Genomic DNA, 23,392 nt, shown 5'->3' on the forward strand with positions numbered 1-23,392 from the left:
TGCAAGTGCGACTTTAAAAGGATTTATTCAGATGTCGTTAATATTGAATATTAAGTTTTATAATTTAATGAGGGGGGAGAATTAAACCAACCCAATTTTATGATGTTATCATTAAATGTGCGGGTTGGAGCAAGGAGACACTTTTCATTATATGAATGTTTTTTATTTCTTTGCACTAATTATTCAAAATGAATCTAAATAGTTTAAAATGGCAATTACTAAAAACAAAATGGTTTCTTTGACTTACGATTTAAGAATCGAAGGAGCAAACGGAGAATTGATTGAACAGACAACGGCTGAGAAACCACTAAACTTTGTTTATGGTGCTGGTTTGATGATGCCTAAGTTTGAAGAGCTTTTGGAAGGACTTGAGCAAGGTAACGACTTCAATATAAATCTCTCATGCGAAGAAGCTTACGGGCCGATCGATGAGAATGCGGTTGTTGATCTTCCTAAACACTTGTTTTTGGTGGAAGGAAAATTTGACGATGAAATCATAAAAGTAGGCAACACCGTTCCAATGATGAGTGCCAATGGGCAACGCATGAACGGCTTGGTGCTTGAAATTACAGATGAAAATGTAAAAATGGACTTTAACCACCCACTAGCTGGTGAAGATTTATTCTTTACTGGTAAGGTTTTGGAGGTGCGCGAAGCTACTGACGAAGAAATTGCAGCGACCGTGCAAGGTGGCTGTGGTTGTGACAGCGGCGGTTGTGGTTGCGAAGATGAAAGCTGTGCTACAGAAGGTACAAGCGGAGGTGGCTGCGGTTGTGGCTGTTAAGAAATAAAACGAATTTTCACGATTGCTCCTGATAAGTCAGGAGCAATATTTTTTTCAAAAGGCATGAATAGCTTCGGACAAATTTTTCGGTTGACCTCGTTTGGGGAATCCCATGGTGTTGGAATTGGCGGTATCATTGATGGTTGCCCCGCTGGTGTTGAAATAGACCTGGACTTTATTCAGCATGAGCTGGATCGTAGAAAACCCGGTCAGTCGAAAATTACCACCCAACGTCAGGAATCAGATCAGGTTGAATTCCTATCAGGAATTTTTGAAGGAAAAACGCAGGGAACACCCATCGGTTTTTTGATCAGAAATAAAGATCAGCATTCTAATGATTACAACAATCTGAAAGATGTGTTCAGACCTTCGCATGCCGATTACACCTATCAGAAAAAGTATGGAAGCCGCGATCATCGTGGTGGAGGCCGTTCTTCAGCCCGCGAAACGATTGCTCGTGTAGTGGCTGGCTCAATTGCTAAATTGATGCTGAAGCAAGTGGGAGTCAGTGTTCATGCTTTTGTGCAGCGGGTGGGTGATGTTGAACTTGACAAAACTTATCAAGAGCTTGACTTAAGCCAGGTCGATAGTAACATTGTTCGTTGCCCAGATCAGGAAACTGCTGAAAAGATGATTGCCCGGATTGAATTAGCCGGCAAAAGTCACGATACCGTTGGTGGAATTATTCAAGGAGTTGTTCGAGGAGTTCCTGTTGGACTGGGAGAACCTGTATTTAATAAGCTGCATGCCGATATGGGGCATGCCATGTTGGGCATTAATGCCGTAAAGGGCTTTGAATATGGTTCTGGTTTCGACGGTACTCGCTTAAGTGGTTCGGAACACAACGATGTGTTTGTTAAGTCAGAAAAAGGAATACGCACCAAGACTAATAACTCTGGAGGAATTCAGGGAGGAATTTCCAATGGAGAAGATGTCTATTTTAATGTGGCCTTTAAACCCATTGCGACCTTGCTGAAAGAGCAGCAAACGGTCGATAAAGATGAAAACGAAATAACGATCAATCCTAAAGGTCGTCATGATCCCTGTGTTTTACCGCGCGCTGTCCCCATTGTAGAAGCGATGGCAGCCTTGGTTATTGCTGATCATTATTTATTGAATAAAGTAAATCAGAACTAGATGCCTCGCAAAAAAAGACAACGACGACTGTTGGCACCGCCTTCGGTGAAGGGATTCTCAGTATTTGGACCAAAGAACAGAGCAGAACAAGTGGTTCTTTTTTTTGAAGAATACGAGTCCATTAAATTGTTGGATTACGACAACCTGACACAGGAAGAAGCTGCCGTATGTATGGATGTTTCGCGACCTACACTGACCCGGATATACGAGTCAGCTCGTAATAAGGTCGCTCAGGCCATGGTTGAAGGTAAAGATTTGTTGATTCGTGGAGGAAACTTTCAGTTTGATGAACACTGGTATCGGTGCAACGCTTGTAGTGCTAAATTCAATATGGCTAGCGCTGACGAGAATTGCCCGATTTGTCATTCCCCTGAAATTATTTCCCTTAACGAATTTTATAAGGAAGGCTAAACCTGTAGCTTTTCACCTTCGCTTTTTGCTATTAAAACAGCCCCACAGCTATCGCTCCATACGTTGGTTGCTGTGCGAAACATATCCAAAATTCGATCTACTGCAAGGACTAAGCCTATCCCTTCCAATGGAAGTCCTACGGCAGCGAGAATAACACTTATCATTACCAAACCGGCCATTGGAATGGCTGCGGCTCCAATAGAAGCAAGTAAGGCCGTTGCCACAATGATGGCCTGCTGCCCAATGCTTAAATGTTGCCCATAGGCCTGTGCGATAAAAATAGCCGCAACACATTCGTAAAGGGCTGTTCCATCCATATTAATAGTAGCTCCCAAAGGCAGGGTAAAGCTGCTTATTTTATTGGATACACCTGATTTAGACTCTACAGCATCGATTGTTAAGGGCAGCGTGGCTCCCGATGATGATGTTGAAAAGGCGGTCAGCAGGGGAGTGGTCATATTTCGGAAGTGCTTTAGCGGATTCGCTTTTCCAATAAGTTTTACCAAAAGCGGAATACTGATAAAGAAATGAACTCCCAGGGCCAGAATGACGGTAGCCATATAAATTCCCATGCGCGACATCAAACTGGTTAAATCATCCTGATCGGCAATAACCTTAGCCACAATTCCAAAGATCCCAAGCGGGGTGAATTTGATGATGAAGAGCGTAATTTTCATCATCACTTCAAATAAGGCATTAAATGCTTTTTTGAGCACTTCCCGGTTAACGAGATCTAATTTGGTAATGAAAAAGCCAAATAGAACCGCAAAAAAGATAATGGAAAGCATATCGCTTTCATTAAAGGCTTGAAAAATATTTTCAGGAACAATCTCAATTAGAATATCTCGAAAAGAACGTTGCTTCTCCACCAAGCCTTCTACATGCTCCTGGAAGTTCAAGTCGGCACCAATGCCGGGTTTAAACAGATTGACAAAAAATAAGCCGGTTACAATGGCCAATAACGAAGTCAGTACATAATAGCCTATCGTTTTTAGGCCTAATCGTCCCAGGTTTTTACCCGTACCAATGTTGGTAATTCCTGAAATTAAAGAGCTTAAAATAAGTGGAATGATCAGCATTTTTAAGGATCGCAAAAATAAATCGCCCATCCAACTAACCGCGTTGACTTGTGGATTGGTATAGCTTGCCTTGCGAATAATTGTTTGATGGTCATTGTACTCTTCGGCTGTTAAAAAGCTCTTAAGATCTGTTTGAAATCCTTTCAGCGTATTAAACTCCGCATTTTTATGCGATTCAATTTTTGCAATAACTTCTGTCGACTGGATTTTCTTCCTTAAATAACTGATGGACTCCTGATCGTAGGAGTATTTAGTCGGAAACATGATTCCATAAAAGATCGAAAGGATAAGGGCAATCAAAATTTGCCAATGGAGTTCGAGTTTAAATATGCGCATAGACTTGAATTAATATATCTACAAAATTAACTATTTGAGACATGTTCTCCAACATCTTTTTCGTGTCAAATTCTTATTATTTTAGCAGCACAGTACAGCACAATACAATAGACTAATAAAAAATAAGAAAAGACTATGAAAAATCGTTTAATCGGACGTTTGCCTAAGGTTGGAATTCGCCCTACTATTGATGGACGTGAGCGCGGAGTGCGCGAATCACTGGAAGTTCAAACTATGAACATGGCTAAAGCTGCGGCAAAGCTGATTGAAGAAAACCTGCGTTTCCCTTCAGGAGAAAAAGTAGAATGTGTGATTGCCGATACAACCATTGGGGGAGTAGCCGATGCTGCCCGTTGTGCCGATAAATTCAGTCGCGAAGGCGTGGGAGTTTCTCTAACAGTTACTCCTTGCTGGTGTTATGGTTCCGAAGTGATGGATTCGGATCCACTTATTCCCAAGGCCGTTTGGGGCTTCAATGGAACTGAACGGCCTGGAGCTGTTTATCTGGCAGCAGCTCTGGCTGGTTATACGCAGAAAGGTTTACCTGCTTTCGGTATTTATGGCCGCGATGTACAGGATTCTGATGATACAAGTATTCCGGAGGATGTGCGCGAAAAAATACTTCGATTTACGAAGGCCGCTTTGGCTTCAGCTCAAATTAAAGGAAAGTCATATCTGTCTATTGGTTACACGTCAATGGGGATTGCGGGTTCAATGGTGGATGCTAACTTCTTTCAGGACTACCTGGGCATGCGTACCGAGTTTGTGGAGTCGGTAGAGATTCTACGCCGATTGAAGGAAGGTATCTACGACAAGGACGAGTTTGAGAAAGCCTTGGCCTGGACCAAAGCGAATTGCAAAGAAGGGGAGGATGTTAATGCCGAAGCGGTACAGCATGATCGCAAACAGAAAGACTGGGAGTGGGAAACAGTTGTAAAAATGACCTTGATTTGTCGCGATTTGATGATTGGTAATCCCAAATTGGCAGAAATGGGCTTCGGCGAAGAATCCCGGGGACATAACGCGATTACTGGTGGTTTCCAAGGACAACGTCAATGGACTGATTTCTATCCAAATGCCGACTTTACTGAAGCGATGTTAAATTCATCATTCGACTGGAATGGTATTCGCGAAGCGTTTGTATTTGCGACCGAAAATGATAGTTTAAATGCTGTTCCTATGTTGTTCGGTCATTTGTTGACCAATACAGCTCAAATTTTTTCCGATGTGCGGACATTCTGGAGTCCGGAAGCCGTTAAGCGAGTGACTGGAAAAGAACTGAAAGGTTTGGCGCGCAATGGGGTCATTCACCTAATCAATTCCGGATCAACCACGCTGGATGCAACGGCACAGCAAAAAGATGCAGATGGAAATCCGGTGATGAAGCCATTTTGGGATATTTCGGCAGAAGAAGCTCAGGCTTGTTTGGATAACACTAGCTGGTGCCCGGCTGATATAGGTTATTTCCGTGGTGGTGGTTATTCGTCACAATTTAAAACTTCCGGACAAATGCCTGTAACCATGTCGCGTATTAACCTGGTGAAAGGTTTAGGGCCTGTTCTTCAAATTGCAGAAGGATGGACCGTTGAATTGCCTGATGATGTACATCAAACCTTGGATAAGCGAACCAATCCAACCTGGCCAACAACCTGGTTTGTGCCACGCTTGAATGACTGCGATGCATTTAAAGATGTGTACAGCGTGATGGCTAACTGGGGTGCGAATCACGGCGCTATTTCTTACGGTCATATTGGATCCGACTTGATTACTTTGGCTTCTATTTTACGAATCCCGGTAAGCATGCATAATGTGGAGGAGGAAAATATTTTCCGCCCAAGTGCCTGGGCTTCATTTGGAATGGATAAAGAGGCCGCTGATTACATGGCCTGCCAAACTTATGGGCCAATTTATGGATAAACATACTGTTTAACTTTTGTGATGAAACATGGACTCGTTTCAATAATAATTGGCATTTTGGCTGTATCAATGCTTGCGGCCAGTCTGGCTTGCAACGATAACAACAAAAAAGCGAAACCTATGAAATTTGATAAAGGCCAGTATGGCTATGATCTGAAACAACTTCAACAACATTATTCAACAATAGAACTGGTAGCGGGACCATCACGTTTAGTGGTGGTTCCCGAATTCCAGGGACGGGTGATGACTAGTACCACATCGGGTGAAGACGGTTATTCCTTTGGATGGATTAACCATGACTTGCTCGGTAGCAGTGAGCTTTCAACTCAATTCAATCCTTTTGGGGGAGAAGAACGTTTCTGGATTGGACCCGAAGGAGGTCAGTTTTCCTTTTATTTTGAAAAGGGCAAACCCATGAAAATGGAAAACTGGCGGGTCCCGTCGGCTATTGATTCGATGCCTTGGGATGTGATTGAAGCTAATCCGGAAACGGCTACTTTTCGGAAAAACTTTCAGCTGACAAATTATTCAGGGAATGATTTTGCCATGGAAGTTACCCGGCGAGTTAGTATTATTGATCCGATTGAGCTGGAAGAATATTTGCCTGTTCAGCTCGATGAATCCGTTCGTGTGGTGGCCTATGAATCCCTGAACCAGTTGAAGAATAATGGAGAGGCTGACTGGACAAAGGAAACCGGCATGCCTTCGATTTGGATGCTTTCGATGTATCAGCCATCGCCGGAAGTTACCCTGGTGGTTCCATATCGAAAAGACGGCGAAGGGCCCGTGGTTACTGATGATTACTTTGGGAAAGTTCCTGAAGATCGCTTGACTGTTGACGATGTGGCGGTCTATCTGAAGGCGGATGGAAAGCACCGTAGCAAGATTGGAATCTCACCACAACGGGCTTTACCGGTGCTGGGCAGTTACGATGCGCAAAATCATTGCTTAACCATCCTGGTATGTTCGCTGGATTCAACTTCTGCTGATTATGTCAATTCTTCGTGGGAGGAGGTTCAGGAAGAACCATTCCAGGGCGATGCGATCAATGCCTATAATGATGGCCCTTTAGCCGATGGTAATCAACTGGGACCGTTTTATGAGCTGGAATCTTCTTCTTCGGCAGCTGCTTTAAAAGCGGGTGAAGTGAAAATGCATTTTCAGCGAACCTTCCATTTTGAAGGAGATGAAGATGCTTTGAATCCAATTGCTGAGAAATTGTTGGGTGTTTCAATTCAAACCATTAAATCAAAACTATAGGTCAGAAACAATAATTTTATAACTAAACAAACTAAAAACAAAACTAAACGTGAAAACAAAAAATAAAGTTGTTCCTTCGGAATATCTGGTGCCTTTTATTTTAATAACCAGTCTTTTTGCCTTGTGGGGATTTGCCAATGATATTACAAACCCTATGGTGGCTGCGTTCAAAACAGTGATGGAAATCTCCAATGCCAAAGCAGCCTTGGTGCAGTTTGCGTTTTACGGGGGCTATGCCACCATGGCGATTCCTGCTGCATTAATTATTAAGCGATACAGCTATAAAGTCGGAATCATTATTGGACTGGCATTATATGCCGTTGGCGCGCTGCTGTTTTTTCCGGCTGCCCAGTACGAGGTTTTCGGATTCTTTCTGGTTTCTCTTTACATTTTGACTTTCGGTCTGGCTTTTCTCGAAACAACAGCCAATCCATACATTTTGTCAATGGGGCCAGAAGAAACGGCTACCAGACGTTTGAATTTGGCGCAGTCGTTTAACCCCATGGGGTCAATTTTGGGAATGTTTGTAGCCTCACAGCTGATTCTGTCTGCCCTGGAGTCGGATAAACGGGATGCTGCAGGTAACTTGGTTTTTGAAACTTTGGGAGCCGCTGAAAAAGCAGCTATCCGGACGCAAGATTTACAAATCATTCGTAATCCATATGTTATCCTTGGATTATTTGTCATCATTATGCTGGTGGTTATTGCCATGGCCAAGATGCCAACACGGGCAAAAGCTGACCATACGATCCATGCGAAAGACATTTTCAAACGCTTAATTAAGAATGTAAAGTATCGCGAAGGTGTGATTGCTCAGGTGTTTTATGTAGGAGCACAGATTATGTGTTGGACGTTTATCATTCAGTATGCTGATAACTTGGGAATACCCAAAGCTGAAGCGCAACGCTACAATATTGTAGCCATGGCCATCTTCATCCTGAGTCGTTTTATCAGTACTTTTTTGATGAAATATTTGAATGCCCGTCTAATGTTAACTTTATTTGCCGCTGGAGGAATGCTGACAACAGCTGGTGTTATTCTGATCGAAGGAATGCCCGGATTGTATCTACTCGTAGCTACTTCGGCCTTTATGTCGCTGATGTTCCCAACCATTTATGGGATTGCCCTTGAGGGACTTGGTGATGATGCAACGCTGGGAGCTGCCGGCTTGGTGATGGCGATCGTTGGTGGCGCTTTAATGCCGCCTTTGCAAGGCTTTATTATCGATCAGGGGACGATTGGTTGGTTGCCGGCCGTTAATTTCTCTTTCATTTTACCCTTAATTTGCTTTGTGGTTATTGGTATTTACGGCTATCGGACCTTGAAAACGCATTTGAACTAAAGCGTTTTTGAAGCTTGCTTGATGCTAGGGCAAAGCAGGGGGATAAATTTTACGACTATGGAATTTACATTTAAGTTGGATAAATCGTCATCGCAAACCAAATTGCAGCAATTAATTCATGCGATTAATGAAGCGATTAGCAGTGGCGTTTTGAATGAAGGTGACTTTTTGCCATCGGTGAATAAGCTCAGCCGTGAAAGCGGTCTGTCCCGGGATACTGTTTTTAAAGCATACACCACCTTGAAGCAGCGCAGTGTTATTTCGTCAACGCCAACCAAAGGTTATTTCGTTAGCCATGAATCGTTTAAAGTCATGGTTCTGCTGGACGATTTCAGTGCGTTTAAAGAGCAGCTTTACAGTAGCTTTCGAATGGCTTTGCCTGAAAATTACACCGTTGACTTGCTGTTTCATCATTACAATCAGGATGTATTCGAACAGCTTATTTTGAATAGTTTGGGAAGATACAGCATGTATGTGGTGATGAATATTCAGAATGAGCGGATTGAAAAGGTTGTTCGGAAAATAGACCCAAATAAATTGCTGATTCTGGATATGGGAAAGCCGGCCAATCAGGAAATGGCATACATTGTTCAGGATTTTGAACAGGCGTTTTACAACTGTCTGGAGCAAGGCCTGGACCGGATTTCAAATTATGAGGAGTTCAACTTGGTATTTCCGGAATCGACGCCTCATCCTCAAATTACAATTGACACTTTTCAGCGCTTTTGCGGAGAGAAACAGCTGAAGCATGCCGTCATTCCCCGCATCAAAAATAAGAGCATAGAACGAGGACAGGCCTACCTCGTGATTAAAGAGGATGATTTGGTGTACATCATTAAATCCTGTAAACGCCAAGGGCTGAAGTTGGGAGAGGATGTCGGACTCATTTCCTACAATGATTCGCCCATGAAAGAGATTGTCGGTAATGGAATGACGGTTATATCGATCGATTTTGAAGAGATGGGGCAGAAGGCGGCCCATTTTGTAGAAAGTAAACACAAAGTATTTGAAACCCTTCCGCCCAAACTTATTTTGCGCGGCTCATTGTAATGATTTTGTTTCGAATTTTCGGACAGACTAAAATCCATTACTAAAAACCAAAAGTCCTCTGAATTCAACCTTCAGAGGTCTTTTGGTTTTTCTTAAGCAAACGAATTGAACCTGGCATCAAAAAAGAGTGGAGTACACTCAAACTTCTTTAGTCGTTTTGCTCCTGAAAATGCGAGACTGTCGGGAATAGGAAATGCCAGTCCGTTGAGTTTAGAATAAATCTTTCTTTCGGAAAATAATAATACCGACCAGCGCCAGAAAAGCCGAAATTAAAATAACGAAGAAGAAGGCCCAGGGGTTATCTTCCAGATGGTTGGGTACATTCATCCCGTATAAGCTGGCAATCAAGGTTGGAATCATTAGAATGATTGAAATGGAAGCCAGCTGCTTCATCACCACGTTCAGGTTATTAGAAATAACCGAGGCAAAAGCGTCCATCATGCCGCTTTGGATGTCCGAATAAATCTGCGACATTTCAAGTGCCTGCTTGTTCTCAATGATAGCGTCTTCGAGCAAATCTTCGTTCAATTCGGTAATATCTTTCTTCAGCGTATTGCGAAGTTTAGCCAGTACAATTTCATTGGCTTTTAGCGAAGTAATGAAAAACACCAGGCATTTCTCCATCTTCAGCAGTTTATTCAATTCTTTGTTTCGGATGGATTTTTCAAGCTCGTTTTCAATAAGAGCTGTTTGCTGGTTAATTTGTTTCAGGTAGCGCAGGTAGGTGCTTCCAGAACGTAGAAACAGCTTGATTACAAAGTTTAAATCATCATGAACCAATTGTCCTTGCCCTCGGTAAAGTGCCGGCTTGTCAATAGGAAGGACTTCATTGGGGGCTGAACACAGGGTGATGGTTAAGCTTTCTGTGCGGAAAATACCAAGCGGCACGGTGTAATATGGTACGCCATTGGAAGGGCTTTCCACCGGAATACGCAAAATGATTAAGGACCAATCTTCATCGACCTCATACCTGGGGCGTTCATCCACGTCCAGAATATCCTGAATGATGTCGGCGGGAACATTAAATTCGGTTTGAATGCGATTGATTTCGTCTTGAGATGGCTGAACAATATTGATCCAACAGCCTTTCTCAGCTTTAGGGATTTCTAAATAACCACCAAAGCTTTTGAAGATTTTAAGCATGATTTTGCCTCCTTTTAATTCTTGCGTAGGAGGCAACAGACCCTCCTACAACGAGCTTAATAATTCATTTTTCTGATGACCCGGGTCTTCGTCCATGAGATTGTTTTTTATTGCCGTGCAAAACTACAAAAACAAGTTAAAAGAAGAACAAACCAAAAGCGATTTGTATAGAAGAAATGAGCCGGAAAGTGAAAAAGAATTTCAACATGCTGTGGGCTTGCTAGTTCATATTGAAATTCGGTGTTAACTTTTTGTGCTAGTTTGGAAGGAGCTTTCTTTGTTGAACGCCTTTAAAAGTCATTTTTACGGGCTTGATGGTACCATCCTCGTTGAAGTACATGCGGTCGATACAAATTACGCGGTGGTCCCGGTCTTGGTTTGGAATTGGTCGACGGTGATAAATGATATACCAATCATCAGTGTCGGGAATATTTAGAACCGAATGGTGACCTGCTCCGGTGGCAATGTCTGGATCTTGCTCCAAAACAGTCGACAAACGCTCAAAAGGGCCGAATGGACTATCGGCAATGGCATAAGCCACTTTATAGCTTGAATTGCCCCAGCCACCTTCCGACCACATGAAATAATACTTCCCGTTGCGAATGAAGAAAGTCGGGCCTTCAACATAGCCTTCGGGCGTAATTTCCCGAACCATCTCACCATTTTCAAAAGGAATCAGCCGGGTGAAATCATCGCTGATTTGTGCAATATTGCAATGACCCCATCCACCATACACAAGGTAGTATTTACCATCCAGGGCTTTAAAAACATATTGATCGATAGGCTGCGCGCCGTTGTAAAACTCCTGAATCAGTGGTTTGCCCAGCAAGTCGGAGTAGGGACCTTCGGGCTGGTTGGCGACACAAACACCAATTCCTCCCTGCTTATTTTTGTCCCCCAGCTTGGCATCATACAAGGGGCCCGATTCATTTTGAATGTCATTCCCGGCAAAAAACAAGTAGTATTTGCCATCCTTTTCAATAATGGAAGGCGCCCACATGGCTTTATGCACCCAGCTTACGATAGTGGTGTCAATTACGTGCTCGTGCTTGGTCCAGTTAATCAAGTCATCTGATGAAAAGGCATCCAGAAAAACCTGCTCTTCATATTTGTCCGAATAAGTTGGGAAAATCCAATACTGATTGTTTAAGATCGCAACTTCGGGATCGGCATACCAGCCGTTGTCGATGGGATTGCCGGACGTTTCAGGTTTACTAACTTCTTTTTGGAGTGACCCGCAAGTCAGCAGCGCAGCTAAGGGGAGCATCAAAATGGCGTTTTTCATAGTTGGTTAGTTGGCTTAAAACTGCTTGTTGGCCGCATTTGCTCAAACCACCAGAAAACGGCTGAGTGATATACGGCCAACAAGCTCTTTGATTCTTATTCCTAATTGAACAATTTTTTCAATTGGTCACCGATTTTTTTCACCGACTTGTCAAGTTCCTCTTTGGTTGATTTTTTCACTTCTTCCTGAATCTCTTTCTTTGCCTGGCTTAAGTCTAAGGCCACTTTGGGATTTGTTAAATCGCCCGTGATATTAACCGTTACAGGAATAAGCGAGATGTTTTTCGATCCCGGCAGGAAGCCCAAGGCATTGTTGATGTCGGTGCTCATATCTTCCCGGTTAACTTTAAAATCCATCTTCATATCCAGAATTTGAGTGACGGAAAGTTTTCCGGAAATGGCCACATCCTGATCAGCAATTTTTGTTTTGAACGGTTTCATCTCCACGTTGCCTTTATTGAGGCTAAAGTGAGCGGTAAAGTCATCCACGCGGACGTTTTTCAGCTTTTCCTTTTTGATGAAGTTCTTAATCTGATCGAAAGTTGGGGAATTAACAATCTGCAAATTCTGGGTATTGAAAAGCCCGTTCCCGTCTAAACTTGAAGTAATGATATCAAGTTTTTCATCGAACTGCCCTTTGAATTTCACCTGAGTCGAGATGTCTCCCTGGCTACGTGCTGCAATGGGCATATACTGTTGCATCAAGCCAAACGACTGGTAAGCGGCCGGAATTTGAATGCTGGTAATGTTCATGTTAAAATCAAACAAGGGTTGGTTGGCATCATTACTTTTGTACGAACCATCTACTGTTAGTTGACCTTCCAGCATATCCATATTCAGTTGCTTCAGCACCAGCATTCGGTCTTTCACCACAATGGCCCCAACAATGTTGCGAATATCCATCCGGTCGAAGGTTGCCCTGTTAATTTTGGAATTGAAGGCCAGATCTAAATTAGCAGGAACCTGAAAAGCAATCACGCTATCGGAAGAAGCGGTTGCGACGGTGTCTTCAGCCATCAGGTTTGCCAGCTCATTGAAATTAAGATAATTTGAATTTAGGGAAAACTCGCCCTTCAAGGTTTTATCCATCAGGAAGTAGGGAAGGTAGTTTGACAGTTTCCCTTTCAACTGAAAATCACTCTGACCGGTTTTTGCGCTCAGCGAACTCAGTGTAATGGCTGTGTTATCGAGCTTTAAAGAGCCCGAACTAATCTCAACTGTTTGATTGATTTGTGGGGTTTTAATGCTGAAGTCTTTGAAGTTAACGGCTCCGGAAGATGATATTTTCTGATAATCTTCCTTTTCAATGGCTGACATCCGTCCTTTTATGGCCAGGTTTCCATCCATGAAGCCTTTCAATTCGAGGCTGTCCATCGGAATAATTTCAGCTAAACGCGTGAAATCAATTTTACCGTTGAAATAGGCATCAAACTGAGGGTCGCTCATTGGCGTGGTGATAGTCAGGCGCGCGTCAATCGGGTTTTCCCGAATTTGCGCATGAGCTTTGGAAATCTTCACCGTTAGCAGGTCAAAATCGCCCTGTGGCTTGCTGATCTGGCCATCCATCGAAATTTGCTCAATTTTTTCAGGCGAACCAGCATAGTTCAGACTCGCGTTTTTCACAAACAAGCGCAGGTCAATTTCGGGCATGTCTTCTTCGTAGTACCAGCCTTTAACCATTCCTTCAAAACCGGCTTCTCCGGTGGTTTTAATGTCTTCGAGATAACTCTGGTAGCTTTGCGGCACCATGGCCAGCAAAGTCGCAAAATCGCTTTGAGGCTGTTTAAACTTCAGGTCGAAGTACATGCTGTCGGAGGGCATTTCAAACTTTCCGCTCAGGTCAAGAGGCAATTTATTCAGATGAAGGGTGGATTCCCCAAATTCAAAGTTCATTTTATCGTAGTCGGCCATCAGCTGACTTTTGACTTTCAAAACGGTGTTGGCGATGTATGCTGTCGAGTCGTATTCGAATTTAAACTCGCCAACTTCCGCATCCAGATCAAAGTGGGTGATGGTGCCTTCCATGCGTCCGCTGGCATCGAGGTTGGCGTGCATCAGGGCCACGACCATGGCTGAAGCTTCGTCTTTATAAATCAGGCTTAAATCGCGCACTTCAATGTCTTGAAGTGAAATGCCCATGCTCTCGCCCGATTCGTCAATGGCTTCCGGTTGATCTCTGGGCTTAACAATGTCCCAGTTTACCTGCCCGGTTTGGCTGGCTAGCAGGTTCACTTGCGCTTCTTTCAATCGCAGGCTCTGAATGGTGAAATCTTCGCCTTTAAATAAATCACTCAGCGAAATATCGGTTGCCAGCGACTGCATGCTTATCAGCGTGTCGTTGGCAAAATCGCCGGTTCCAACAACGGTTAAGCCTTGTAATTCAATCATCACATTGGGGAAGCTTCGCCACAGACTCAGGTTGAAGTCTTCGAACTCCACTTTGGCATTCACCTGGTTGTTGATCGTTGTTTTTACCTTTTTCAGCAAAGGACCTTTAAAAGCGATTGGAACAATGATAATGGCTGCTAGAAGCAGAACCAAAATCACCGATACGGTCAGAATAACTTTTTTCATTTTTATGGTGTTTTTTAAGCGTACTAAGCTTTAGCAATACATACGCTTTCGGTTAAATTTACGCACGCGTTTGCTTGTAGATTTTAGAACGTTCAAATTGATGATTTATTCACTTGTTTTATTCTCATAATCAGTAGAACGGAAATTTACTTAATTGCTTTGCGTTTTTACGTGAAACAATCAGGCCAATTCCGGATGTTCCATTAATATAAGTTGGCGCAACAGATTGATAGCTGCTTGCGACGACCGCAAAATATTTCGTTCGCGGTTGTGTGCAAAAGTATAACGTTCCAGTTTGATGTTATGTTTGCTAATAACTGCAATCCAGACCGTTCCGACCGGTTTTTCTTCGCTTCCGCCATCGGGGCCGGCAATGCCGGTTGTGGCTATGGCGTAGTCCGTTTGCAGTGCTTGCTGCGCTCCTTGAGCCATTTCAAGTGCTACTTCCTGGCTTACCGCTCCATGCGCGTCCAGTGTTTCTGGCTTAACCCCTAAAATAGCTGTTTTAACTTCGTTGGAATAAGCTACAATGCCACCTTTTAGGTAGGCCGAACTGCCAGCGTTGGAGGTAAACAAATGGGCAATATTGCCTCCGGTACAGCTTTCGGCAGTAGCCAGCGTAGCGTCGAGCCTGGTGAGCAGTTTCCCGGTGACACCAGCCAGTGTATCGCCATTGTATCCAAATATATTTTCAGGAATAATGGCTCGTAGTAAGTCAATTTGGTGGTGAACTTCGGTCTGCAACAGATTCATCAGCTTGCCATAGGCACTAAGCCGTAAGCGGATCATCAGCTGGCTGGGCAGGTAGGCTAGTTTAATGAAATCGGGGAGGGCATCTTCCCAATGTTCAATTTTTTCGGCCAGCATGGACTCGGGGATGCCATAAACCAATACTGTTTGGTGATAAATGGATTTGGCTTTTCCGTTGGATGCCAGTTGCGGAAGCACTTCTTCGCTCATGATGCTTTTCATTTCGAAAGGTACGCCGGGCATGGAAACGAAAATGGTGTCGTTTTTTTCGAACCACATTCCTGGAGCTGTTCCCGTTGAATTGGTGAGCACTGTGCATTTGTCAGGTACCAGCGCCTGATCCTTGTTCAGCTGGTTCATGGCCACATTGCGTTTGGTCAGGCGTTCGGTTATCCGTTGCAGTACCGATTCATTCAGCACCAGCCGGGAATCGAAATAGTCGCACAGCACTTTTTTGGTAATGTCGTCTTTGGTGGGGCCCAGCCCGCCGGTAATCAGCACCAGATCGGCATGCTTTTCGGCGTTGGCCAGTGCTTCCATAATGTGGTCGTGTTTGTCGTGCACCGACGTAATTTGAAAAACCTCAATGCCATGTAGGTTGAGCTGTTCGCCCATCCAGGCTGAGTTGGTGTCAATAATTTGACCAATTAATATTTCGTCTCCTATGGTAATAATTTCTGCCTTCATTCTTTTTAGTTCCAAGTTTCAAATTCCAAGTTCTGATCATCCTGCGCGATATTGTTACACGCTATTGCAAAATCAAGCTAATTTTGAGTTTCTGCTGCTTTCATATTCTTACTTTTTGCGCAGGTTTTTCAAGCGTTGCAAGAGTGGCGGGTGCGAATAATGGACAAAAACATAAGCCGGGTGGGGACGCAGGTTGCTCAGGTTTTTGACCGATAGTTTTTTCAAGGCTGAAGCCAGTGGTTCGCCCGCGTAGTTTTGTGCGGCAAAATCATCGGCTTCATATTCATTCTTGCGTGATAAATGATTCATCCCAATGCCCATGACTGAAGACAGAGGGGAGTATAAAATGCCAAAAGCAATGAGCCCGATGTGGAAACTGGGTTTGGCTACCCCTAAGGCCGCCGATAGTGCCGGGCTGTCAATCAGCAATGAAAAGATGAACAGCATCAAGCCGGTTTGAAGCAGACCAATCAGCAAGCTCCAGATAATATGTTTCTTTTTGTAATGCCCAATTTCATGAGCCAGAACGGCTACCAACTCTGGTATTTCCATGTCTTTGATCAGGGTGTCGTAAAGAACAATCCGCTTTTTGGGGCCAAATCCGGAAAAATAGGCATTGGCCTTGGTCGATCGTTTGCTTCCATCAATCACGTAAATGTTATCCAGCTTGAAGCCCACTTTACGGGCAAAATCTTCAATGGCTTGCTTAAGCGATCCATCCTCCAGGGGCGTTTGCTTGTTGAAAAGCGGCACAATAAGCGAAGAGTAGAACATGGCCATAAAAACCGAAAAACCACTCACCACCAGCCATACATACACCCAGAACCACTCGCCGGTTTTCAGGTAAATAAAAACAATGAGCGCCAGCAAGCCGCCTCCAATCAGTGCGCCCAGCAGCCATCCTTTCAGTTTGTCGAGCAGGTAGGTTTTTACGGTTGTTTTGTTAAACCCGTATTTTTCTTCAATTACAAATGTGTTGTACCAGTCGAAAGGAGTGGTAAGCAGGTCGGAGCCTAGCATCAGGATTCCGAAGAATAAGAGGGCTGCCCAAATGGGGTTGGTGGAAACCGACAGCGCCCAGTTGTTGACAATGGCAAAGCCTTCGAAAAAGAACATCAACATCAGCAACACAAAGCTGAAAGAGCTGGTTAGCATGCCAAACCGATGATTGGTTCTTGAATAAGCCTGTTGCTTCCGGTATTTTTCTTCATTGTAAATTCCTTTTACTTCGTCGGGCAATTGAGTACTCCAACGTGTGGTATTGAGGTAATCCAACCAGCGTTCCAGAATGAAATCAAAAATCAGGATGCCAATAATGATCCAGAATAAGGGTGTCATAAGTTTTTGCTTTATAAAATGCATTCAAAGGTAAAAAAAGCCATGGTAAAAGCTGAATAATCCTACTTGATTATTGCCTGCCGGAAAAGTGTAGTGGCAGGATTACGCGAGATGAAAAACGATGCTTTTTCGATCCACTCACAAAAGAGATGGAATTTGTTTGTTTTCATGCTCCAAAGGGTTTCTTCTGAAGAATGTTCCTAGTTTTAAGGATCAATTACTCAAACTAACGAACTTATGAAACGAAACTTACCTTTGATTTTGGCTTCTTGCACCCTGCTGTTGGGAACCTGTTTTTCGTCTTGTCAGGAGGCGGAGCAATCCACAGAGCAGCCTCCCAATATTCTATTTTGTATAGCCGATGACCAGTCTTTTCCACATGCCGGAGCTTACGGTTGTGATTGGGTTAAAACACCGGCCTTTGACCGCGTGGCCCGCGAAGGACTTCTGTTTACGCGCGCCTATACGCCCAATGCCAAATGCGCTCCTTCGCGCTCCTGCATTCTTACCGGGAGAAACAGCTGGCAACTGGAAGCCGCTGCGAATCATGTGCCTTACTTTCCGGAAAAATTTGAGACCTATGCCGAGGCTTTGCAAAAGCAGGGGTATTTTGTTGGGCATACGGCCAAAGGCTGGGCACCGGGTAATCCGGGCGAAATTGATGGAAAAAGGCGCGAGCTGCTTGGCCCTGCGTTCAATCAGCTGAAAACAACACCGCCGGCCAGGTTCATTTCGAACATTGATTATGCAGCTAATTTTGAAACTTTCCTGGAGGCGCGGGCAGAGGGGCAGCCCTTCTGTTTTTGGTATGGATCCACAGAACCCCATCGGGCGTATGAGTTTCGGGCAGGCGTAGAGAAGGGAGGCAAAAGCTTAACAGATATTGACCAGGTATTTGGTTTTTGGCCCGACAATGACTCGGTTCGTTACGATATGCTGGATTATGCTTTTGAGATTGAATATTTTGATCAGCACCTGGAACGTATGCTGAAAATGCTGGAAGACCAGGGACTTCTTGAAAATACACTGGTGGTTGTTACCGCCGACAACGGAATGCCCTTTCCACGGATTAAAGGGATGGAGTATGAGCTTTCGAACCACCTGCCGCTGGCGATTATGTGGCCCAAAGGAATCGAAAAACCGGGACGGGTGGTGGATGACTTTGTGAGTTTTACCGATTTTGCCCCCACCTTTTTGGACGTTGCCGGCGTGAAGGAACCTACCATGCAACCGATGGAAGGAGAGAGTTTGTTGCCTGTTTTTGAGAATTTGTCCGATGCATGCGTCCGGGAATTTATGGTGATTGGAAAAGAGCGTCATGACATGGGACGGCCTGATGATCAGGGGTATCCCATTCGCGGGCTTGTGACCAAAGAGTTTCTTTACCTGAGAAATTATCATCCGGAACGCTGGCCTTCGGGAAACCCGGAAACCGGTTATATGAATTGTGATGGATCGCCCACCAAAAGCTGGGTGCTGAACAACCGGCGAACCAATGGTGATAGCTGGTTTTGGGAGATGAACTTTGGGAAGCGACCCGCAGAAGAGTTGTATCAACTATCCAATGATCTGGAATGCCTGCGCAACCTTGCCGCAAAGCCGGATTACCAGGAAATTAAGGCGCAGCTGGCAGAGCAGATGGAGGAAGAACTCAAGGCAGAAGGCGATCCACGGATGTTTGGACAAGGCGATCGTTTTGAGGATTATCCCTATGCTGAGGCGGCTACCCGAAACTTTTACAACCGGTTTATGGCTGGTGAAAAGGTTCGCGCAGGCTGGATCAATTCCACTGATATTGAAGCGGAAAAGTTGGACTAGTAATCGCCTAATTTACATGGGCTAGGTTTGCAAATCCTGAGCAGAAGGGTGGATATGATTAGGAATAGATTTAAAAAATGCATAGTGTCCGAATGTTATGGGCCACATAAAACAATAAACAAATGGACGGAGAATTACCTAAACAGCTAAGCATTACATAGACAAAGTAGTAAATGCGCCAATAAAAGAACTTAGCGGTCTTTTGTCTGACACTATAAGTTATTGGAGATTTAAGAACAAAGTAAATACAATTCTTAAAGCTAAAAGCTTTTTGGAAAGAAAAGGTATTGAACCAACTTCTTTTTGAGTATGGTCCTGTTTGTTCAAACTCTCGCTGCCGACGATTGCATCGATTGATATTTGCAGCTAGCCTTGGCCACGCGATGCAATCGCGCGGGAGCAATGACCCAAAAGAATGGTTAACCCTCGCTTTTCATTATTCGTATATCGAATTGGTGTTTAATCGACTCCTCTTTTGGCATGAAGAATTTTAGGGTAAAACGGATGTTCAAAGTGGTTCTTACGCTGGTGTTGCTGTTTGTTTTCATGATGAGTTCGCCGCGTTTGTTGGGCTGGCTGTATCCCGATAGAGCTCCGGTTGGTTATCATTTTGAAAGACTCGACTACCTGGCCGTAGGAGTTGGACTGGAAAGTTTGGTTGAACGAAAGCCCACGGTGCCCGATGCGGTTCACGAAATCAAGAACATTGAGTACAAGCGGGTGGGAGAGCGCTCTTTGCAACTGGACTTGTACCTGCCCAAACAACTCAGCGAGCAAGCTCCACTCCTGGTCTTTATTCATGGCGGGGGATGGCGAAGCGGAAAACGAGGCGATTATTTGCCTTACCTGATCGACTTTGCCGAGAAAGGTTATGCCACGGCAACCGTTTCTTACCGCCTGGTGAAAGACAGCATTTATCCGGCCTGTGTTGAAGATATTCAGGATGCCATGCATTGGGTTTTTCAGAATGGGGAAAACTATGGGTATGATACTTCGCGGGTGGCCTTGATTGGCGGATCGGCTGGTGCTCACCTGGCTATGCTGGCTGCCTATGGCTGGCATCGGGAAGGGGATAAGCCGGCTAAATTTCCAATTAAAGCGGTGGTTGACATTTATGGGCCTGTCGACTTCCGGATTGAGTATGCCCGAACGCAGCCCTTGGTTACCGGCTTTATCGGGCATGCCTATGACGAAAAGCCTGAACTGTACTGGGAGGCATCGCCAGCCCGCTACCTGAGTGCCGACGATCCGCCAACCCTCATTTTGCAAGGAACCTCTGATCAGTTGTTACCACCCAGCCAGTCGGACTTGCTGAAAGAAGAGTTTGATCGCCTGGGGGTGCCTTGCGAGTACTATCGCTTTCCACTTTGGCCGCACGCCATGGATGTGGTCCAACGCGTGAATGACTATGCGCAACTAAAAATGGACACCTTCTTTGAGAAACACTTGCTTTGAAAAGTCAATGATCTGGCTATTGAGCTTCCAATCCAGCTGTTTGATTGACTTTAGATTATGCCATCAGTGGATGGATGGATGGATGGATGGATGGATGGAATTTCCCGGTTTAACGAGCACATTGCTTCCTGTCTTTTTGGCGCTATAAGGCTTGCTTTTTGTTTTAGCATCAAGCTAAGCCCATACTTTTTACTTTGTAATCTCCGTGGAATCAACAGGAGGTTTTACGGCATACTGTTCTCTTATCACATCTAATTTCCGTGTATCCTCGAGTAAAGCTCTGTCCGAAAACATCATAATTCCGCTTGAAGGAAATGCACTGCCTTGTAGCATGGCTTCCCGAAATTCAGCGGGGCTAACTTCGCCCGGATTATTATGCGCTTGCACGATGGGCCAGATTTTTGGCTCGTTTTCAGGGCGGATGGCCTTACTCACCGAATCCAGCCAGCTTGTATATTCACCCACCCAATGCACCGGACGATCCTTCATATGATGAAACAGCATCGGAGACAAAACATCAGCTTCTTTCACGAAGTCATGGATATCGATACCAAGAATGCGGTAAAGGGCAGAATCATACTCATTGGGGTACCAGGCGCAATAAAATAAGCCCAATAAGGATTCCGGCTGGTGACTTTTTAAGATGTGCTTCAAATCGGTAATCCAATCAGTTAGTATGCTTTTGCGCCAGTCCCTCCATTGCTTTTCGTGGTGCGACAAGATGTAACTGGAAATACCGGCAACACGATCCTTCGGGATAGCTATATGGTATGTTTTTGAAAACAAATCTGTGCAACGCTCACAGAAACAGGTCTCCGGTAAAATGGGTTCGGACGTTTCGAATTGGGCATGCCAATGCAGATAATCAAGAAAAATACCATCTACTTTAAAGCGGCTAAGTATACTTTTAAGATGCTGCCTTCTATCTGCTTTAAAGTCGGGGCAGGTAGGACAAACACCCATAAACCAATCGGCAGGCGATGATGGCTCCCCGTTGGCTTCTATGGGGCGGCAGTGCGGATGCTCGTCAAGATATTGCTTTCCGAGCAATACCGGGAACTCGACAAAAACCTTGCACCCTTGTTCAAGTGCTGCATGATACAATTCATCTTTGAGGGAATTGCTTCTGACAAATATAGCATTGAGTCCCAATTCATCAAACGTATAACCGGCCTCCAATAATGTACCCGGATTGCCATAGACCCCTTTGATAAAATTATCTTCTGTGTGCTTCCTATCAGAGTGACATCCGCCCAAACACAGAATCAGCAGTGAAGTAAGCAATATGATTGGTCCATCCAGTCGTTTTCTAATCATCGCATTCATCTTTTAAATTGATTTGAACGGTATTTTTTGTGTATCAGCCCCAACTTGCCCCTCGTTTGACAAAACGGTATCGAGGGCTTTGTTCTTTTGAGTTTGTATCTCAGTTGACCATGTTGTTTGAACAGGTCCGAACCCTTTTTCACCGGCATAATCTCATAGCTTAACTCTAGTCACCATTAATGCAAAGATGAGGGGAGGAGCCTTATGAATCAATAGGTTCACGTAAGGTTCTGTGAGTGGTTCGGGGGAATTCCTGTCGCTTACTCGATTAGGTGTTGTTTCTTCATTTAATCTTTAGTTTTTCAAATAATAATTCTTTGGCCATGCTGTCGTTTAAGTTATTTGAAATATACCATTTTATAATCAATCTTGTGATATTCATTAGTGCGAAAAAGTCATCGTCTTTAAAATCATTTTTGTTTCCAACATGAACTAATTTTGATCTTGTATCATAAATCTCTTGTGCTTCCTTAAATGTCAAATTATAGCCTAAGGAATTGAGAATATTTGTCAGATAAAGTGAAAATCTAAAGCGTAATTCGTCTTTATTATTTTGAAGCAAAATAGATTCTAATACTCCTACAAGCTCTACATATCCTATCTTGGTTGTAGATAAATTTGATATCGCATTATCATACCGTTCACATATTAGGTCGAATTTCGAGCTGTTTAGTTTCTCAATTTTTTTGAACAAAGCCAATATTGATGGTATTTCAGATACATTAAGTGTCATCACTTGCAAGACCCGCAGAATCGTATAGTGACCAGTGAATAGGCATAGAATCATCTTTCAAAGAGGTTGTCTTTGCAATTCCTCCAAAGCCATCATATACAATACTTTCAAGTCTATAGTATTTACCTAGCTCTTCAATTGAACGTTTACGTAAAACAAAATCATCAAATATAATTTCGGATTCGTAATCAGGTATTTTAATTGTTAATGCGGCTAAATATTTTATCATAATCAATTGAGCATGCCAATTTCAAATTGTACCATAACTAGTTTATTTGATCATCTATCTTCCATGTCTTTGGGGTTATGGAATAGATTACTCTACATATAGAAATTATAGTTAGGTATCATTGTTTTATGGATAACATATTATCAATCGGATTTTTAGATTTTCCCCAACTTGCTCCTAGGTACCGCTAACATTAAGGCAAGGCGGACCCAGTCGTTTTTCCTTCCGTTGCCCACTGCCTTTCCCTCTGCACCTTTCAGAAAAACAACCCAGTTTCAAAATGCACTAACCTGCTGAATTAGAAAGCTCCCCATTGGTCGCTGGCAAGCTTTCGTTCCTGAACATTCTGATGCCGGGCACCACTGGCAAGCTTTCGTTCCTGAACATTCTGCTGCCGGGCACCACTGGCAGCTTTCGTTCCTGAACATTCTGCTGCCGGTTATCGCTGGCACGCTTTTGTTCCAGAACATTCTGCTGCCGGGCACCGCTGGCACGCTTTTGTTCCTGAACATTCTGCTGCCGGGCACCGCTGGCAAGCTTTTGTTCGTAAACATTTTGCTGCCGGGCATCGCTGGCAAGCTTTCCAAAGAACCACCTCCCTTTCGCCTTGAGCGAAATTACTCTTCCTGGCCAGGAGGAGAAAAGAGCATTCAGCAATTAACGAGAGTGTTCAACTAACTGTGTCATGTAAACAAAAATGAATGTTTTAAAATTTACATGATATGGGAAAAGAAAAGTT

19 protein-coding genes are annotated in these 23,392 nt (G+C 43.9%); 9 read left to right on the forward strand and 10 right to left on the reverse strand.

Annotated elements, in window-relative coordinates; all coding sequences use genetic code 11:
* Positions 1-208 precede the first annotated feature (208 nt).
* The 3 genes from ACUNWA_RS13170 (at position 209) to ACUNWA_RS13180 (ending at position 2,332) form a co-directional block, all read left to right on the forward strand.
* Positions 209-784 carry an FKBP-type peptidyl-prolyl cis-trans isomerase gene (locus ACUNWA_RS13170; protein WP_445592387.1) on the forward strand — a complete coding sequence of 192 codons (576 nt, stop codon included), beginning with the start codon at positions 209-211 and terminating at the stop codon, positions 782-784.
* Between the two features lie 63 nt (positions 785-847).
* Complete coding sequence (aroC, locus tag ACUNWA_RS13175; RefSeq protein WP_445592388.1) at positions 848-1,921, forward strand: chorismate synthase; 1,074 nt, start codon at positions 848-850, stop codon at positions 1,919-1,921.
* On the forward strand, positions 1,922-2,332 hold the full coding sequence (locus tag ACUNWA_RS13180; protein WP_445592389.1) for a DUF134 domain-containing protein: 411 nt from the start codon (positions 1,922-1,924) through the stop codon (positions 2,330-2,332).
* Here ACUNWA_RS13180 and ACUNWA_RS13185 read toward each other — a convergent pair.
* On the reverse strand, positions 2,329-3,747 hold the full coding sequence (locus ACUNWA_RS13185) for a dicarboxylate/amino acid:cation symporter (RefSeq protein ID WP_445592390.1): 1,419 nt from the start codon (positions 3,745-3,747) through the stop codon (positions 2,329-2,331). The genes ACUNWA_RS13180 and ACUNWA_RS13185 overlap by 4 nt on opposite strands.
* A 135-nt stretch (positions 3,748-3,882) precedes the next feature.
* Here ACUNWA_RS13185 and ACUNWA_RS13190 point away from each other — a divergent pair, with 135 nt between their 5' ends.
* From ACUNWA_RS13190 to ACUNWA_RS13205, 4 genes are all read left to right on the forward strand, one after another.
* Positions 3,883-5,664, forward strand: a complete 1,782-nt coding sequence (locus ACUNWA_RS13190; protein WP_445592391.1) for an L-fucose isomerase — start codon at positions 3,883-3,885, stop codon at positions 5,662-5,664.
* Positions 5,665-5,784: 120 nt separating this feature from the next.
* Positions 5,785-6,924 (forward strand): DUF6786 family protein, encoded by a 1,140-nt coding sequence (locus ACUNWA_RS13195; RefSeq protein ID WP_445592392.1) that lies wholly within the window; start codon positions 5,785-5,787, stop codon positions 6,922-6,924.
* A 49-nt stretch (positions 6,925-6,973) separates the two neighbouring features.
* The gene (gene fucP / locus ACUNWA_RS13200; protein ID WP_445592393.1) at positions 6,974-8,266 is read left to right on the forward strand and encodes an L-fucose:H+ symporter permease; all 1,293 of its coding nucleotides are present in this window, start codon (positions 6,974-6,976) and stop codon (positions 8,264-8,266) included.
* 57 nt (positions 8,267-8,323) lie between these two features.
* Positions 8,324-9,316 (forward strand): GntR family transcriptional regulator, encoded by a 993-nt coding sequence (locus ACUNWA_RS13205; RefSeq protein WP_445592394.1) that lies wholly within the window; start codon positions 8,324-8,326, stop codon positions 9,314-9,316.
* 210 nt (positions 9,317-9,526) lie between these two features.
* On the opposite strand, the gene ACUNWA_RS13210 is transcribed toward ACUNWA_RS13205, so the two are convergent.
* The 5 genes from ACUNWA_RS13210 to ACUNWA_RS13230 all read right to left on the reverse strand — a co-directional run bounded on the left by ACUNWA_RS13210 (position 9,527) and on the right by ACUNWA_RS13230 (position 17,092).
* Positions 9,527-10,459 carry a magnesium transporter CorA family protein gene (locus ACUNWA_RS13210; protein WP_445592395.1) on the reverse strand — a complete coding sequence of 311 codons (933 nt, stop codon included), beginning with the start codon at positions 10,457-10,459 and terminating at the stop codon, positions 9,527-9,529.
* Between the two features lie 256 nt (positions 10,460-10,715).
* Positions 10,716-11,744, reverse strand: coding sequence for a glycoside hydrolase family 43 protein (locus tag ACUNWA_RS13215; protein WP_445592396.1), 1,029 nt, complete (start codon positions 11,742-11,744; stop codon positions 10,716-10,718).
* Positions 11,745-11,845: 101 nt separating this feature from the next.
* Entirely contained in the window at positions 11,846-14,317 is a 2,472-nt protein-coding gene (locus ACUNWA_RS13220) for an AsmA family protein (protein WP_445592397.1), read from the reverse strand.
* Positions 14,318-14,497: 180 nt separating this feature from the next.
* Positions 14,498-15,754, reverse strand: coding sequence for a competence/damage-inducible protein A (locus ACUNWA_RS13225; protein ID WP_445592398.1), 1,257 nt, complete (start codon positions 15,752-15,754; stop codon positions 14,498-14,500).
* Between the two features lie 108 nt (positions 15,755-15,862).
* Positions 15,863-17,092, reverse strand: coding sequence for a M48 family metallopeptidase (locus ACUNWA_RS13230; protein WP_445592399.1), 1,230 nt, complete (start codon positions 17,090-17,092; stop codon positions 15,863-15,865).
* Positions 17,093-17,329: 237 nt separating this feature from the next.
* Between ACUNWA_RS13230 and ACUNWA_RS13235 the strand changes: the two genes are divergently transcribed.
* Together ACUNWA_RS13235 and ACUNWA_RS13240 are read left to right on the forward strand one after the other, a co-directional pair.
* A complete protein-coding gene (locus ACUNWA_RS13235; protein ID WP_445592400.1) occupies positions 17,330-18,910 on the forward strand; it encodes a sulfatase family protein in 1,581 nt (526 codons plus the stop codon).
* A gap of 480 nt (positions 18,911-19,390) precedes the next feature.
* Positions 19,391-20,365 (forward strand): alpha/beta hydrolase fold domain-containing protein, encoded by a 975-nt coding sequence (locus ACUNWA_RS13240; RefSeq protein ID WP_445592401.1) that lies wholly within the window; start codon positions 19,391-19,393, stop codon positions 20,363-20,365.
* A 189-nt stretch (positions 20,366-20,554) separates the two neighbouring features.
* Here the strand turns inward: ACUNWA_RS13240 and ACUNWA_RS13245 are convergent, their stop codons facing one another.
* The 4 genes from ACUNWA_RS13245 to ACUNWA_RS13260 all read right to left on the reverse strand — a co-directional run bounded on the left by ACUNWA_RS13245 (position 20,555) and on the right by ACUNWA_RS13260 (position 23,310).
* A complete protein-coding gene (locus ACUNWA_RS13245; RefSeq protein ID WP_445592402.1) occupies positions 20,555-21,682 on the reverse strand; it encodes a hypothetical protein in 1,128 nt (375 codons plus the stop codon).
* Positions 21,683-21,974: 292 nt separating this feature from the next.
* Positions 21,975-22,424: a hypothetical protein gene (locus ACUNWA_RS13250; RefSeq protein WP_445592403.1), complete on the reverse strand. Its 450-nt coding sequence runs from the start codon at positions 22,422-22,424 to the stop codon at positions 21,975-21,977.
* The gene (locus tag ACUNWA_RS13255) at positions 22,414-22,653 is read right to left on the reverse strand and encodes a hypothetical protein (RefSeq protein ID WP_445592404.1); all 240 of its coding nucleotides are present in this window, start codon (positions 22,651-22,653) and stop codon (positions 22,414-22,416) included. The genes ACUNWA_RS13250 and ACUNWA_RS13255 overlap by 11 nt, the downstream gene beginning before the upstream one ends.
* 285 nt (positions 22,654-22,938) lie before the next feature.
* Complete coding sequence (locus ACUNWA_RS13260; RefSeq protein ID WP_445592405.1) at positions 22,939-23,310, reverse strand: hypothetical protein; 372 nt, start codon at positions 23,308-23,310, stop codon at positions 22,939-22,941.
* Positions 23,311-23,392 lie beyond the last annotated feature (82 nt).

The sequence above is a fragment of the Sunxiuqinia sp. sy24 genome (assembly GCF_052677165.1).